This window comes from Mycobacterium sp. (assembly GCF_052144515.1).
Lineage (GTDB): Bacteria > Actinomycetota > Actinomycetes > Mycobacteriales > Mycobacteriaceae > Mycobacterium.
The window spans coordinates 1-14,448 of sequence record NZ_JBKQQD010000144.1; the positions used below are offsets into that span (position 1 = coordinate 1).

Consider the following 14,448-nt stretch of genomic DNA (forward strand, 5'->3'; position numbering starts at 1 on the left):
TTAGCATAGGGAAGGCTGCCCTAATTTTGCAAGCAGTTGGGCGGCATGTAACGGGAATTGACCAGCCGCGCATACGACAGTCGGTAGTAAGCCGGAGTACGCTAGTTCCAACGCTCGGGAGATGGAACGAACTATGGCCAAGCTGACGCGGCTCGGAGACCTGGAACGCGCCGTCATGGACCACCTCTGGTCCACGTCGGAACCGCAAACCGTTCGACAGGTCCATGAAGCGTTATCGGCACGACGCGACCTCGCCTACACGACGATCATGACCGTGCTGCAACGGCTGGCGAAAAAGAATCTGGTCTCCCAGCTGCGCGACGACCGGGCCCACCGGTACGCCCCCGTGCACGGCCGCGACGAACTGGTGGCCGGGCTCATGGTCGATGCGCTGGCCCAGGCCGAGGATTCGGGGGGCAGGCAGGCCGCGCTGGTGCACTTCGTCGAGCGCGTCGGCGCCGACGAGGCCGATGCACTGCGCCGTGCCCTCGCGGAATTGGAAGCGAATCAACGCAATACGCCGTCAGCTGGCGTTACCGCGGAGGAGTGAGGGAGACTTACAGCGTGTCCGCGCTGGTCTTCACCATCCTCGCGGTGCTGTTGGTCGGTCCGGTACCGGCCCTGTTAGCACGCGCGACGTGGCCGTTGCGCGCTCCCCGCGCCGCGATGGTGTTGTGGCAGGCCGTCGCGCTGGCCGCCGTCTTTTCGGCGTTCAGCGCAGGAATCGCGATCGCCACCCGTGTGCTCATGCCCGGCCCCGACGGGCGGCCCACCGCCAGCATCGTCGGCGCGGCCGGCCGGCTCGGGTGGCCGCTGTGGGCGACGTATATCGCGGTCTGCGCGTTGACCTTGCTGGTTGGTGTCCGGCTGATGGTGGCGCTGGTGCGAGTGGCCATCGCCAATCGGCGACGGCGTGCCCACCACCGTATGGTCGTGGATCTGGTCGGGGTCGGCCACGACGCGGCCCTGGCTCAGCCGCGCGCAAACACGCGCGACCTGCGCGTCCTGGACGTCCCGCAACCGCTTGCCTACTGTCTGCCCGGTGTGCGCAGCCGGGTCGTGGTCAGCGAGGGAACGCTGAACACGCTCACTGACGCCGAAGTCTCCGCCATCCTCACCCACGAGCGGGCCCATCTGCGCGCCCGCCACGACCTGGTTCTGGAGGCGTTCACCGCGGCGCACGCTGCTTTCCCGCGGCTCGTCCGCAGCGCCAACGCGCTGCGCGCGGTGCAACTGCTGGTCGAGCTGCTCGCGGACGACGCCGCCGTGCGCGCCACCGGGCGCACTCCCCTGGCCCGGGCGTTGGTCACCTGTGCGTCCGGCCGGGCGCCGTCTGGCGCGCTGGCCGCCAACGGGCCCAGCACGGTGCTGCGGGTGCGCCGCCTGTCCGGGCGTGGCAACAGTCCGGTGCTGGCAGCGGCCGCGTATCTGGCCGCGGTCGCCGTATTTGTGGTGCCCACCGTGGCGGTGGCCGTACCGTGGCTCACCGAGCTGCGCCAGCTGTTCAACGTCTAGCGTCGACTGGGCCCAACACCCCGGAATGCCACTTGGAGTCGGCTGTGCCACAGTGTGATCCGAGAGCGTGTCGGAAAAGTTCGGCAACCTAATAGGCCCAACGAAAGGCGAGACATGAGTGCCCCAGAATTGAAGGAATCGAATATGGGGACCGCGCAGATCGGTGTCACCGGCCTAGCTGTGATGGGGTCGAACCTCGCCCGCAACTTCGCCCACCACGGCTACACGGTGGCGCTGCATAACCGATCGGTCGCCAAGGCCGACGCGCTGCTCGAAGAGCACGGCGACGAGGGCAACTTCGTCCGTTCGGAGACCATCGAGGAATTCCTGGACGCACTGGAGAAGCCGCGGCGGGTGATCATCATGGTCAAGGCCGGTGACCCGACCGACGCCGTCATCGAACAGCTCGCCGACGCCATGGAGCAGGGCGACATCATCATCGACGGCGGCAACGCCCTCTACACCGACACCATTCGCCGCGAGAAGGCGATGCGCGAACGGGGTCTGCACTTCGTCGGCGCCGGCATCTCCGGCGGCGAGGAGGGCGCGCTGAACGGGCCGTCGATCATGCCGGGCGGGCCCGCCGAGTCCTACAAGTCGCTGGGCCCGCTGCTCGAGGAGATCTCCGCGCACGTCGACGGCGTGCCGTGCTGCACCCACATCGGGCCCGACGGCTCCGGCCACTTCGTCAAGATGGTGCACAACGGCATCGAGTACTCCGACATGCAGCTGATCGGCGAGGCCTACCAGCTGCTGCGCGACGGGCTCGGCAAGTCCGCCCCCGAGATCGCCGACGTCTTCGCCGAGTGGAACAAGGGCGACCTGGACAGCTACCTGATCGAGATCACCGCCGAGGTGCTGCGCCAAACCGACGCCAAGACCGGCAAGCCGCTCGTCGACGTCATCCTCGACGAGGCCGAGCAGAAGGGCACCGGCCGCTGGACGGTGAAATCGGCGCTGGACCTTGGCGTGCCGGTGACCGGCATCGCGGAGGCGGTGTTCGCCCGCGCGCTGTCGGGCTCGGTGGCCCAGCGCAAGGCGACCACGGGGCTGGCGTCGGGCGGACTGGGCAGCAAGCCGGCGGACGCGGCGCAGTTCATCGAGGACGTCCGCCAGGCTCTCTACGCGTCGAAGATCATCGCCTATGCCCAGGGGTTCAACCAGATTCAGGCGGGCAGCGCCGAATACGACTGGGGCATCACGCCCGGCGACCTGGCCACCATCTGGCGCGGCGGCTGCATCATCCGGGCCAAGTTCCTCAACCGCATCAAGGAGGCGTACGACTCCGACCCGGACCTGGCGACGCTGATCGTGGCGCCGTATTTCCGCAGCGCGATCGAAGCGGCCATCGACGGCTGGCGTCGTGTCGTGGTGACCGCCACCCAACTGGGTATCCCGATTCCGGGCTTCTCCTCGGCGCTGTCCTACTACGACGCGCTGCGCACCGAGCGGTTGCCCGCCGCGCTGACCCAGGGTCTGCGGGACTTCTTCGGCGCGCACACCTACGGGCGCATCGACGAGGACCCGAGCAAGAAGTTCCACACGCTGTGGAGCGGGGACCGCAGCGAAGTGCCCGCCTAGCGCGGTGCGACTCAAAGGGAGCAAGCCGACAGCGATGAGGTTTCTGAACGGGCACCGGCCCGGGTACGACCTGACCTACAACGATGTTTTCATCGTGCCCAACCGGTCCGACGTCGCGTCGCGGTTCGACGTCGACTTGTCCACCGCCGACGGCTCGGGGACCACGATTCCGGTGGTGGTGGCCAACATGAGCGCGGTGGCCGGGCGGCGGATGGCCGAGACTGTGGCGCGCCGCGGCGGCATTGTCGTTCTGCCGCAAGATCTTCCGATCACGGCGGTCCAGCAGACAGTGGAGTTCGTCAAGAGCCGTGACCTGGTTCTGGACACCCCGGTGGTGCTGGGGCCCGACGATTCGGTGTCCGACGCGACCGCGCTGATCCACAAGCGCGCCCACGGTGTGGCGGTGGTGGTCTTCGAAGGCCGTCCCATCGGTTTGGTCAGCGAATCCAGCTGCCTCGGCGTGGACCGCTTCACCAGAGTGCGCGATGTCGCGATCACCGATTTCGTCACCACGCCGGTGGGCACCGAGCCGCGCAAGATCTTCGACCTGCTCGAGCACGCCCCGATCGGCGTCGCGGTGGTGACCAATGCGGACGGCACGCTGGCGGGAGTGCTGACCCGCACCGGAGCCATTCGCCCCGGCCTCTACACCCCGGCCACCGACGCGAGCGGGCGGCTGCGCGTGGGCGCGGCCGTCGGTATCAGCGGCGACGTGGGCGCCAAGGCGCGCTCCTTGGTGGAAGCCGGTGTCGACGTGCTCGTCATCGATACCGCGCACGGTCATCAGGCGAAGACGCTGGCGGCTATCAAGGCGGTTGCAGAGGTGCTTTCCAGGCTGGGCCTGGGCGTGCCGCTGGCCGCGGGCAACGTGGTGTCGGCCGAGGGCACCCGGGACCTGCTGGGTGCCGGGGCCAACATCGTCAAGGTCGGCGTCGGCCCGGGCGCGATGTGCACCACCCGGATGATGACCGGTGTCGGCCGCCCGCAATTCTCCGCGGTACTCGAATGCGCTTCTGCAGCAAGGGAAGTCGGTGGACATGTGTGGGCCGACGGCGGGATCCGCCATCCGCGGGACGTGGCGCTGGCGCTGGCCGCCGGGGCGTCGAACGTGATGATCGGGTCGTGGTTCGCCGGGACTTACGAGTCCCCCGGGGACCTGATGCGTGACCGTGACGACCAGCCGTATAAGGAGAGCTACGGCATGGCGTCCAAGCGGGCGGTGGTTGCGCGTAACGGCATCGACACCGCGTTCGATCGCGCCCGCAAGGCGTTGTTCGAGGAAGGCATCTCGACGGCCCGGATGGGGCTAGACCCCGATCGTGGTGGGGTGGAGGACCTGCTGGACCACATCACCTCCGGCGTGCGCAGCACCTGCACCTATGTCGGCGCCTCGACCCTGGCGGAGCTGCATGAGCGGGCCGTCGTCGGCGTGCAGTCGCCGGCCGGCTACGCCGAGGGCCACCCGCTGCCCACCGGCTGGTGACACCGCGCCGCGTGCGGCGACAGAAGTCTTGGCAAACGCTTCGCTAGCATGTTGCATGGAATCGAGCGAAAGGGATGACGTGCCGCAGGCACCTGTCGGGGCCCCATCGAGGCGGTCTCGAGGCACTCAAGGCGTAAGCATCCCCGGCGCGACGTAGCAGGCTGAGCTGGCCGTGAGGTTGTCCGTCACCACCGTCAGTGTGCTGGCCATCGTGGTGCTCATCTTCGGCAATGCGCTGTTCGTCGCGGCCGAATTCGCGCTGACGGCGCTGGATCGCAGCACCGTCGATGCCAACGCCCGCAGCGGCAGGCTCCGGGACCGCTTCATCCAGCGTGCCCAGCACCGGCTGTCGTTTCAGCTGTCGGGTGCGCAGTTAGGCATCTCGACCACCACGCTGGCCACCGGTTACCTGACCGACCCGCTAGTGGCCAACCTGCCGCATCCCTGGTTGGACGCGATCGGAGTATCCGACCCGGTGGCCGACGCGATCACCGCGGTGATGGCGCTGGTGATCGTCACCTCGGTGTCGATGGTGTTCGGCGAGCTGGTCCCGAAGTATCTCGCGGTCGCGCGTCCGCTGCGGACCGCCCGCGCCGTGGTTGCCCCGCAACTGCTGTTTTCGGCGCTGCTCACCCCGGCCATCCGGGCCACCAACGGGGCGGCGAACTGGATGGTGCGCCGATTGGGCATCGAGCCGGCCGAGGAACTGCGCTCGGCCCGCTCGGCGCAGGAGCTGCTGTCGCTGGTGCGGACGTCGGCCCGCAGCGGTTCCCTCGACCTCGCGACCGCATCGCTGATGCGGCGGTCGCTGCAGTTTGGTGCCCTGACCGCCGAGGAACTGATGACGCCGCGAACGGAGGTCGTGGCGCTGCAGACCGACGACACCGTCGCCGACCTGATCGCGGTCGCCGCCGAGTCCGGGTTCTCCCGATTTCCGCTCGTCGACGGCGACCTCGACTCGACCATCGGCATCGTGCACGTCAAGCAGGTGTTCGCGATTCCCCCTGCCGACCGTGCGACCACTCTGCTCACCTCGGTCGTCAAGCCGGTTCCCGTGGTGCCCTCGACGCTGGACGGCGATGCGGTGATGGCGGAGATCCGCGCAAACCCTTTGCAGACCGCGCTGGTTGTCGACGAGTACGGGGGCACCGCGGGCATGGTGACCATCGAGGATCTGATCGAAGAGATCGTGGGCGACGTGCGCGACGAGCACGACGACGCAACCCCGGACGTGGTGGCCGCCGGCAGCGGGTGGCGAGTGTCGGGCCTGCTGCGTATTGACGAGGTGTCCACCGAGACCGGATACCGGGCCCCCGAGGGGGAATACGAGACGATCGGCGGCCTGGTGCTCCAGCAGCTCGGCCACATCCCGAAGGCCGGCGAAACGGTGGAGCTGCCCGCGCTGGATGCGGACGGCCTGCCCGACGAGTCAATGCGCTGGCAGGCGACGGTGGTTCAGATGGACGGCCGCCGGATCGACCTGCTTGAGCTGACCGAATTGGGCGCTCGAGCTGAGAGTCATGAAGAAGCCGACTCGGAGCCGGGGCGCTGATGCACGAAGTGTTGGGAGTGCTGGCGGCGATCCTGCTGATCGGGGCCAACGCGTTCTTCGTCGGAGCCGAATTTTCGCTGATCTCGGCCCGTCGCGACCGTCTCGAAGCGTTGGCCGAGCAGGGCAAGGCCAGCGCGGTGACCGTGATCCGGGCCGGTGAGCAGCTCTCGTCGATGCTGGCGGGCGCGCAGCTGGGCGTCACGGTGGCCTCCATCCTGCTCGGCCGGATCGGCGAGGCGGCCGTCGCCGACCTATTGCGCAAATCGTTCGCGTTGACCCAGATGCATCCGGCGCTGGCGCACACGCTCGCGTTCGCGATCGCGCTGGCGGTTGTCGTGACGCTGCATGTGCTGCTCGGTGAGATGGTGCCGAAAAACATCGCCCTGGCCGGCCCGGAGCGGACGGCGATGCTGCTGGTACCGCCCTACCTGGCCTATGTGCGGGCCGCTCGCCCGTTCATCGTGTTCTACAACAAGTGCGCCAACGCGGTGCTCTACGCGCTGCGCGTGGAGCCGAAAAACGAGCTGGACAGCACGGTCTCCACGGCCCAACTGTCCGCGATGATCGCCGAGTCGGTGTCCGAAGGCCTGCTGGATCAGGAGGAGCACACCCGGCTGACCCGGGCTCTGCAGATCCGCACCAGGGTGGTGGCCGACGTCGCGCGCCCACTCGCCGACATTCGGGCGGTGCGGGTGGCCCAGGCTGGTTCGGGGCCGACCGTCGGCGCGGTCGAACAAGCCCTGGCCCAGACCGGCTACTCCCGGTTTCCGGTCGTCGGCCTCGACGGTGACTACATCGGATACCTGCACATCAAGGACGTGTTGACGCTGGGTGACGATCCGGCGACCGTCATCGACCTGGCGCTGGTGCGCCCGCTGCCGCGGGTTCCCGAGTCACTGCCGTTGGCCGATGCCCTGTCCCGGATGCGGCGCAGCAACAGCCATCTGGCACTGGTTACCGCCGGCAGCGCTGACGGTGGGCAGTTGGTCGCGATGGTGGCCATGGAGGATCTGGTGGAGGACTTGGTCGGCGCGATGCGCGACGGGCAACAGCCCGTATGATCTGAGCGGCGGTAGACGACTTGGAATTGCCCGCAACAGTGCGGTAGTTCGCCAGAGGTGAATCCCGCGACCGCCGCATCGGTATGGCCGCAGCCGTCAGCGCGTCGTGACCTGGCTCCGAACTGGCAAAGCCGCTCGGCGGATAGGCTCATCGGGCTACTGGTCGGTAGGCTGGAGTAATTGCCGGTGAGGCAAAAAATGGAGGAGAACTATGACCGATCGCGTGTCGGTGGGCAACCTGCGCATCGCCCGGGTGCTCTACGACTTCGTGAACAAAGAGGCGCTACCCGGCACCGATATCGACCCGGACAGCTTCTGGGCGGGCGTCGACAAAGTCGTCACCGATCTCACCCCGCAGAACCAGGATTTGCTGAACCGTCGTGACGAGCTGCAGGCCCAGATCGACAAGTGGCACAAGCAACGCGTGATCGCGCCCGTGGACGTGGACGCCTACCGGGAGTTCCTTACCGAAATCGGCTACCTGCAACCCGAACCCGCAGACTTCACCATCGCCACGTCCGGGGTCGATGACGAGATCAAGACCATGGCAGGTCCGCAGCTGGTGGTGCCGGTCCTCAATGCGCGGTTTGCGCTGAACGCGGCCAACGCGCGCTGGGGCTCGCTGTACGACGCCCTCTATGGCACCGACGCCATCCCGGAAAAGGACGGCGCCGAAAAGGGTTCTGGCTACAACAAGGTGCGCGGCGACAAGGTGATCGCGTACGCGCGCAAGTTCCTGGACGGCGCCGTGCCGCTGTCGTCGGGCTCGTGGTCGAACGCCACCGGTATCACGGTCGAGGACGGCCAGCTGGCGGTTGCCTTGCCCGACGAGTCCACCGGGCTCGCCGACCCCGCGCAGTTCGCGGGGTACACCGGCGAGGCTGAGTCGCCGAAGTCGGTGTTGCTGGTCAACCACGGTTTGCACATCGAGATCCTGATCGACCCGGAGTCCCCGATCGGGAAGACCGACCGCGCGGGCGTCAAGGACGTGATCCTGGAATCGGCGATCACCACGATCATGGACTTCGAGGACTCGGTCGCCGCCGTCGACGCCGACGACAAGGTGCTCGGTTACCGCAACTGGCTCGGCCTGAACAGGGGCGACCTGGCCGAGGAAGTCGACAAGGACGGCAAGTTCTTCACCAGGGTGCTCAACGCGGACCGGAGCTACACCGCACCCGACGGCGGCGAGTTCACCCTGCCGGGCCGCAGCCTGATGTTCGTGCGCAACGTCGGTCACCTGATGACCAACGACGCCATCGTTATAGCCGACGGCCCCGGCCAGGAAAAAGGCGAAGAAAAAGAGGTGTTCGAGGGCATCATGGACGCCCTGTTCACCGGCGTGACCGCGATCCACGGGCTCAAGGACGCCTCTCACAATGACGGGGCGAACGGGCCGCTGCTCAACAGCCGCACCGGTTCGATCTACATCGTCAAGCCCAAGATGCACGGGCCCGAAGAGGTGGCGTTCACCGTCGAGTTGTTCAGCCGCGTCGAGGACGTGCTGGGGTTGCCGCCGGGAACCTTGAAGGTCGGCATCATGGACGAAGAGCGCCGCACCACCGTGAACCTGCGGGCGTGCATCAAGGCCGCCGCCGACCGCGTCGTGTTCATCAACACCGGGTTCCTGGACCGCACCGGCGATGAGATCCACACCTCTATGGAGGCGGGCCCGATGGTGCGCAAGGGCACCATGAAGAGCCAGCCTTGGATCCTGGCCTACGAGGACCACAATGTCGACGCCGGTCTGGGCGCCGGGTTCATCGGGCGTGCCCAGATCGGCAAGGGCATGTGGGCCATGACCGAGCTGATGGCAGACATGGTCGAGCAGAAGATCGCCCAGCCCCGCGCCGGCGCTAGCACCGCCTGGGTGCCCTCACCCACCGCGGCCACCCTGCACGCGATGCACTACCACTTTGTCGACGTGGCCGCGGTGCAGGAGGAACTGGCCGGCCAGAACCGCACCACGATCGACCAGCTGCTGACCATTCCACTGGCCAAGGAATTGGCGTGGGCTTCCGAGGAGATCCGCGAGGAGGTCGACAACAACTGTCAGTCGATCCTCGGCTACGTGGTGCGCTGGATTGACCAGGGCGTCGGCTGCTCGAAGGTGCCGGACATTCACAACGTGGCGCTCATGGAGGACCGCGCCACCCTGCGGATCTCCAGCCAGTTGCTGGCCAACTGGCTGCGGCACGGCGTCATCACCAGCGAGGACGTGCGGGCCAGCCTGGAGCGGATGGCGCCGATGGTCGACCAGCAGAACGCCGGCGACTCCGCCTACCAGCCGCTGGCGCCCAACTTCGACGACAGCATCGCGTTCCTGGCCGCACAGGAGCTGATCTTGTCCGGGGGGCAGCAACCCAACGGCTACACCGAGCCGATCCTGCATCGCCATCGTCGTGAAGCCAAAGCCCGGGCCGGTGCCTGATCGCGGCTCGACAGGTCAGGCAATGATTCGACTGGAAGGCAGCGGGCACCGGCATGGGTAGGCACAGAAGGCCCGACCCGAAGGATTCCGCCCCCAAAGATTCCGCGGCGCTGTCCGTCGAGGCGTTGTCGGAAAAGGCCGCCGCTGAGAGTTTGGACGCTGGCTCGGGGACCGAGCCGGTGGCTGACGTCCAGCCCCCCGCCGATGACCGGACCGACGACGGCGATGCGGACGAAGGGCCCGTTCCCGCGAGCGAGGACCCCGGCGCCGACCACGACGCCGGCGGCGTGTTTGCGTCCGGACCCGACGATGACTTCCCGGAGTACCCGGATTTTCCGCCTCGCCAGGCCAGCGCGGTCGCCCCGGGGCCGCCCACGGCTTCATCGGAGCCTTCATTGGACCCGTTGCCTCCATCCCAGTCCGGCCACCACGGATTCGGTGCCTGGCAAGGTGGCCACCGCAGTTCCGGCCGAAGACGCGGAGTCAGCATCGGCTTGATCGTGGCCTTGGTCGCGGTCGTCGTCGTCGTGGGCACGGTGATCGTCTGGAGTTTCTTCGGTGACGCGTTGTCCCACCGCGGGCAAACGGCCGCGGCGCGCTGTCTGGGCGGCAACGAGACGGTCGCCGTCGTCGCGGACCCATCGATCGCCGATCATCTGCAGGATTTCGTCGAAGGCTTCAACACGTCGGCCGGGCCGGTCGGCGATCGCTGTGTGTCGGTGAGTATCAAGCCCGCCGGCTCCGACGCCGTCCTGAACGGTTTAGCCAACAAGTGGCCGGCCGAACTGGGCGGCCAGCCGGCGTTGTGGATACCCGGCAGCTCGATCTCGGCGGCCCGGCTCGCCGGGGCCTCTGGTCAGAAGGCCATCACCGACAGCCGTTCACTGGTGACGTCGCCGGTGCTGCTGGCGGTGCGGCCCGAATTGCAGTCGGCGCTGGCAATCCAGAGCTGGGCAGCACTGCCGGGCCTGCAAACCAACCCGAACTCGTTGGCCGGCCTGAACTTACCGGCCTGGGGCTCACTGCGGCTTGCGCTCCCGAGCAAAGCCAACGCCGACGCCGCATCGCTGGCGGGCGAAGCGGTGGCGGCCGCGTCGGTGCCCGCGGGCGCACCGCCGACCCAGGGCGTCGGGGCGGTGCGCACCCTGATCGGTGCACAGCCCAAACTGGCCGACAGCACACTGACAGAGGCGATGAACGCGCTGCTCAAGCCTGGTGACGCGGCGACGGCGCCGGTACACGCGGTGATTACCACCGAGCAGCAACTGTTCCAGCGCGCTCAGTCGCTGCCGGATGCCAAGAGCACGTTGGCTTCCTGGCTGCCGCCCGGCCCGGTGCCGGTCGCGGACTATCCCACGGTGCTGCTGAGCGGGTCGTGGCTGTCGAAGGAGCAGACCGAGGCGGCCAGCGAGTTTGCCCGATTCCTGCGCAAGCCCGAGCAACTGGCCAAGCTGGCCAAAGCCGGTTTCCGCGTCGACGGCGTCAAACCACCGAGCAGCGCCGTCACCAGCTTCGCGGCGCTGCCCTCCGCACTGTCGGTGGGTGACGATGCGATGCGCGCCACGCTGGCCGACGCCATGAGCGCACCGTCGAACGGGGTGGCGGCGACCATCATGCTCGACCAGTCGCTGCCCGCCGACGACGGCGGAAAGACCCGGTTGGCCAACGTGATCGCGGCGCTTCAAGACCGCATCAAGGCGTTGCCACCCAACTCGATCCTGGGGCTGTGGACTTTCGACGGCCACGAGGGCCGATCGGAGGTGGGCACCGGGCCGCTGGCCGACCCGGTCAACGGCCAGCCCCGCTCGGCCGCCCTGCTGGCCGCGCTGGACAAGCAGTTTTCATCCAACGGCGGTGCCGTGTCGTTTACCACCCTGCGCATCATCTACGGCGACATGCTGGCCAACTACCGTGTCGGCCAAACGAATTCGGTGCTGGTGATCACGGCGGGGCCGCACACGGACCAGACGCTGGACGGGCCGGGACTGCAGGACTTCATCCGGCGCAGCGCTGATCCGGCCAAGCCGGTCGCGGTCAACGTCATCGACTTCGGCGCCGACCCGGACCGGGCAACGTGGGAAGGCATCGCCCAGGTCAGCGGCGGCAGCTACCAGAACTTGCCGACGTCGGCCACCCCTGATCTCGCCACGGCGATCAACACCTATTTGAGCTGACCTCAGCGCGGCGCGCGAGGCTCAGACCCGCACCACTGTCCGTCCCATCGTCAGCCGCTGATCCATCTCGTCGAGCGCGGCCGGCAGCTCCTCGAATGTGACCACCTGACCGACGAACGGCGCTATCCGTCCCTGCGCCAGCAGATCCTCCAGGGCACGCTGCGCCTTCTCGCCGATCTCGCGTGGCTGAATATGGATGCCGGGCAACGGGTTCTCCATCGCGGGGTCAGCGGTATACGCCAGCATCACGCCGATCAGCGAAATGCTGCCGAACATGATCGCGCGCGGCGTCAGCGTCGGCCGGTCCTCCGCTTCGATGCCGCCCGCGAAGCCGATCATCACCAGGCGGCCGTAGAGCCGCAGACAGCGCACCGACGCTTCGGTCACCGCGCCGCCGACACCGTCGAACACCAGGTCCACGCCGCGCCCGTCGGTCACGGCCAGTACAGCGGGCACGAAATCGCTTGCGCGATAATCGATAGCGACGACGGCGCCGAGCTCGAGGCACTTGGCCGTCTTCACCGGCCCGCCCGCGGTGGTCAGCACCCGTGCGCCGGCGGCGTTGGCCAGCTGAACCGCGGCTGATCCCACGCCGCCCGCGCCGGCGTGGATCAGCACCGTCTCACCGGCACTCAACCCGCCGCGCTGGTGCAGTCCCAGCCACGCCAGATGGAACGGCATGAAGAACGCCGCGGCTTGCGTGTCGTCCAGCTCCGCGGGCGCGTCGAACACCATGCCGACATCGGCGATGACGAACTCGGCGTAGCCGCCGTAAGCGCCCTTGGCGCAGGCGATCACGCGCCGCCCCAACCAGGGCTCTGCGCCCGGCCCCGCGGCGTCGACCGTTCCCGTCACTTCCATGCCAAGCGTGTAGGGAATCGGCGGGGTTCACCGTAAGGTAACGCCCGTGGCAGCCGTCGACCTCGTTGTAGTTGAGAGCCATCGCGCAGGTCCTGATTCGCACTTCGCCGGGCTGTGGCTGGGGCACCGCGATGCGGTCGAGCCTGAGCGCTTCCGACGGCCGACCGTTCCGGTGCACACGCCACGCGCGCATATCTGTATCGCTTCGCATCAAGCCCGCCCAACGACTGCACCGCCAGTGCCGCTCAGGACGTTACGCGGCCCCCGAATCCCGACGCGAATTGCTACAAAGAGAAGAAGCCGCGAAGCTTGAGAACAGGAGCGCCATGAGGGTTGATTTCACTCCGGATCGCCAGCTCTACCCGTTCGAGTCACGCTGGTTCGACAGCTCGCGGGGCCGCATCCACTACATCGATGAGGGAAACGGCCCGCCAATCCTGTTCTGCCACGGCAATCCGACGTGGAGCTTCCTGTATCGCGAGATCGTCGTCGGGCTGCGTGACCGATTCCGTTGCATCGCGCCGGATTATCTCGGGTTCGGGCTTTCAGAGCGCCCCGAGGGGTTCGGGTACAAGGTCGACGAGCACGCCCGAGTCGTCGGCGAATTCGTCGATCACCTAGGCCTGGACGGCTACCTGACGATGGGCCAGGACTGGGGTGGGCCGATCGGCATGTCGGTTGCGGTGGAGCGTGCCGATCGGGTGCGCGGCGTCATCCTCGGCAACACCTGGTTCTGGCCTACCGACGTGCTGACGACGAAGATCTTCAGCCGGGTGATGTCCAGTCCGCCGATGCAGTGGGCGATCTTGCGGCGCAATTTCTTCGTCGAGCAGATGATCCCCGCGGGAACTGAGCGCCGCCCCAACGCCGCGGTGATGGAGCACTATCGGGCGGTGCAGCCCAGCCCTGCCGCACGGCTCGGCGTGGCCGAGATGCCCAAGCAGCTGTTGGCCGCCCGTCCACTGTTGGAACGCCTTGCCCGGGAGGTGCCGGCCAAGTTGGGTGCCAAGCCGGCGCTGTTCGTCTGGGGCATGAAAGACTTCGCCTTCAGGCCCGGCCCTTCGCTGCCGCGCATGCGCGCGACGTTTCCCGACCACGTCGTCGTCGAGCTGCCCAACGCCAAGCATTTCATCCAAGAAGATTCGCCCGACGAGATCGCCGCCGCGATCATCGAGCGCTTCGGCTAGACGTCTGCCGAATTGTTAGTCGCGGGGGCGGGGCGCCTCCAGGCGCTCGTTGGCGCTGAATTGAAGTCAGACCCTGAGGTCGACAGTGCGAGGTCGCCCCGCCGTGTCCGACATTGCCAGTTGGTGCCGCGAAGGGCAAGCTCTCGATGCTGGTGCGGTTGCTGAATCATGTTGACACAATGTCATTTTCCAGCTCATTTTCCAGCTGCAATCGACGGCCTGCCCTGGCTGAGGCCGGTTTGTCGACGCCCAGCCCCGTGAGCGCGCGGTGGCCGCCGACTTCGGCTACTACTCGAGACCACGCCATCTTGCCGGGCCGCGTTATCAGCATCAATTGTCGGTGCTGTTCGTTATGATGCGAATGTATGTTCGAACACCTGGTTGCGGTCGATCCGGCAGCTGACGAATCGGCGTTGATCGTGCGCATAGCCGAGCTAGAGCGAGTCAAATCGGCGGCCGCGGCGGGTCAGGCTCGAGCGGCCGCCGCCTTGGACTCGGCACGTCGCGCGGCCGAAGCGGCGGCCGGTGTGCCCGCCGCCCGCCGCGGACGTGGTCTGGCCAACGAGATCGCGCTGGCCCGACGAGACTCCCCTGCCCGCGGAG

10 protein-coding genes and 1 pseudogene are annotated in these 14,448 nt (G+C 67.5%); 10 read left to right on the plus strand and 1 reads right to left on the minus strand.

Translation table 11 applies throughout. From position 1 onward, the window contains the following. Positions 1-133 precede the first annotated feature (133 nt). The 8 genes from ACLP9N_RS08530 to ACLP9N_RS08565 all read left to right on the plus strand — a co-directional run bounded on the left by ACLP9N_RS08530 (position 134) and on the right by ACLP9N_RS08565 (position 11,797). Positions 134-550, plus strand: coding sequence for a BlaI/MecI/CopY family transcriptional regulator (locus tag ACLP9N_RS08530; RefSeq protein WP_442406987.1), 417 nt, complete (start codon positions 134-136; stop codon positions 548-550). A 14-nt stretch (positions 551-564) separates the two neighbouring features. After that, positions 565-1,515: a M48 family metalloprotease gene (locus ACLP9N_RS08535; protein ID WP_442406988.1), complete on the plus strand. Its 951-nt coding sequence runs from the start codon at positions 565-567 to the stop codon at positions 1,513-1,515. 114 nt (positions 1,516-1,629) lie between these two features. Beyond that, entirely contained in the window at positions 1,630-3,096 is a 1,467-nt protein-coding gene (gndA, locus tag ACLP9N_RS08540; protein WP_442406989.1) for an NADP-dependent phosphogluconate dehydrogenase, read from the plus strand. 34 nt (positions 3,097-3,130) lie between these two features. After that, on the plus strand, positions 3,131-4,579 hold the full coding sequence (locus ACLP9N_RS08545; RefSeq protein WP_442406990.1) for a GuaB1 family IMP dehydrogenase-related protein: 1,449 nt from the start codon (positions 3,131-3,133) through the stop codon (positions 4,577-4,579). 172 nt (positions 4,580-4,751) lie between these two features. Next, the gene (locus ACLP9N_RS08550; protein ID WP_442406991.1) at positions 4,752-6,131 is read left to right on the plus strand and encodes a hemolysin family protein; all 1,380 of its coding nucleotides are present in this window, start codon (positions 4,752-4,754) and stop codon (positions 6,129-6,131) included. Continuing rightward, the gene (locus tag ACLP9N_RS08555) at positions 6,131-7,192 is read left to right on the plus strand and encodes a hemolysin family protein (protein WP_442406992.1); all 1,062 of its coding nucleotides are present in this window, start codon (positions 6,131-6,133) and stop codon (positions 7,190-7,192) included. The genes ACLP9N_RS08550 and ACLP9N_RS08555 overlap by 1 nt, the downstream gene beginning before the upstream one ends. Before the next feature lie 211 nt (positions 7,193-7,403). Next, positions 7,404-9,623 carry a malate synthase G gene (locus tag ACLP9N_RS08560; RefSeq protein WP_442406993.1) on the plus strand — a complete coding sequence of 740 codons (2,220 nt, stop codon included), beginning with the start codon at positions 7,404-7,406 and terminating at the stop codon, positions 9,621-9,623. Between the two features lie 53 nt (positions 9,624-9,676). Beyond that, entirely contained in the window at positions 9,677-11,797 is a 2,121-nt protein-coding gene (locus ACLP9N_RS08565; RefSeq protein WP_442406994.1) for a substrate-binding domain-containing protein, read from the plus strand. A gap of 21 nt (positions 11,798-11,818) precedes the next feature. Here ACLP9N_RS08565 and ACLP9N_RS08570 read toward each other — a convergent pair whose 3' ends face one another. Next, the gene (locus ACLP9N_RS08570; protein ID WP_442406996.1) at positions 11,819-12,676 is read right to left on the minus strand and encodes a zinc-binding dehydrogenase; all 858 of its coding nucleotides are present in this window, start codon (positions 12,674-12,676) and stop codon (positions 11,819-11,821) included. Between the two features lie 308 nt (positions 12,677-12,984). On the opposite strand from ACLP9N_RS08570, the gene ACLP9N_RS08575 reads away from it, so the two are divergent. Then, positions 12,985-13,845, plus strand: coding sequence for a haloalkane dehalogenase (locus tag ACLP9N_RS08575; RefSeq protein WP_442406995.1), 861 nt, complete (start codon positions 12,985-12,987; stop codon positions 13,843-13,845). 365 nt (positions 13,846-14,210) lie between these two features. Then, positions 14,211-14,448, plus strand: a pseudogene (locus tag ACLP9N_RS08580) (HNH endonuclease); the annotation flags it as partial.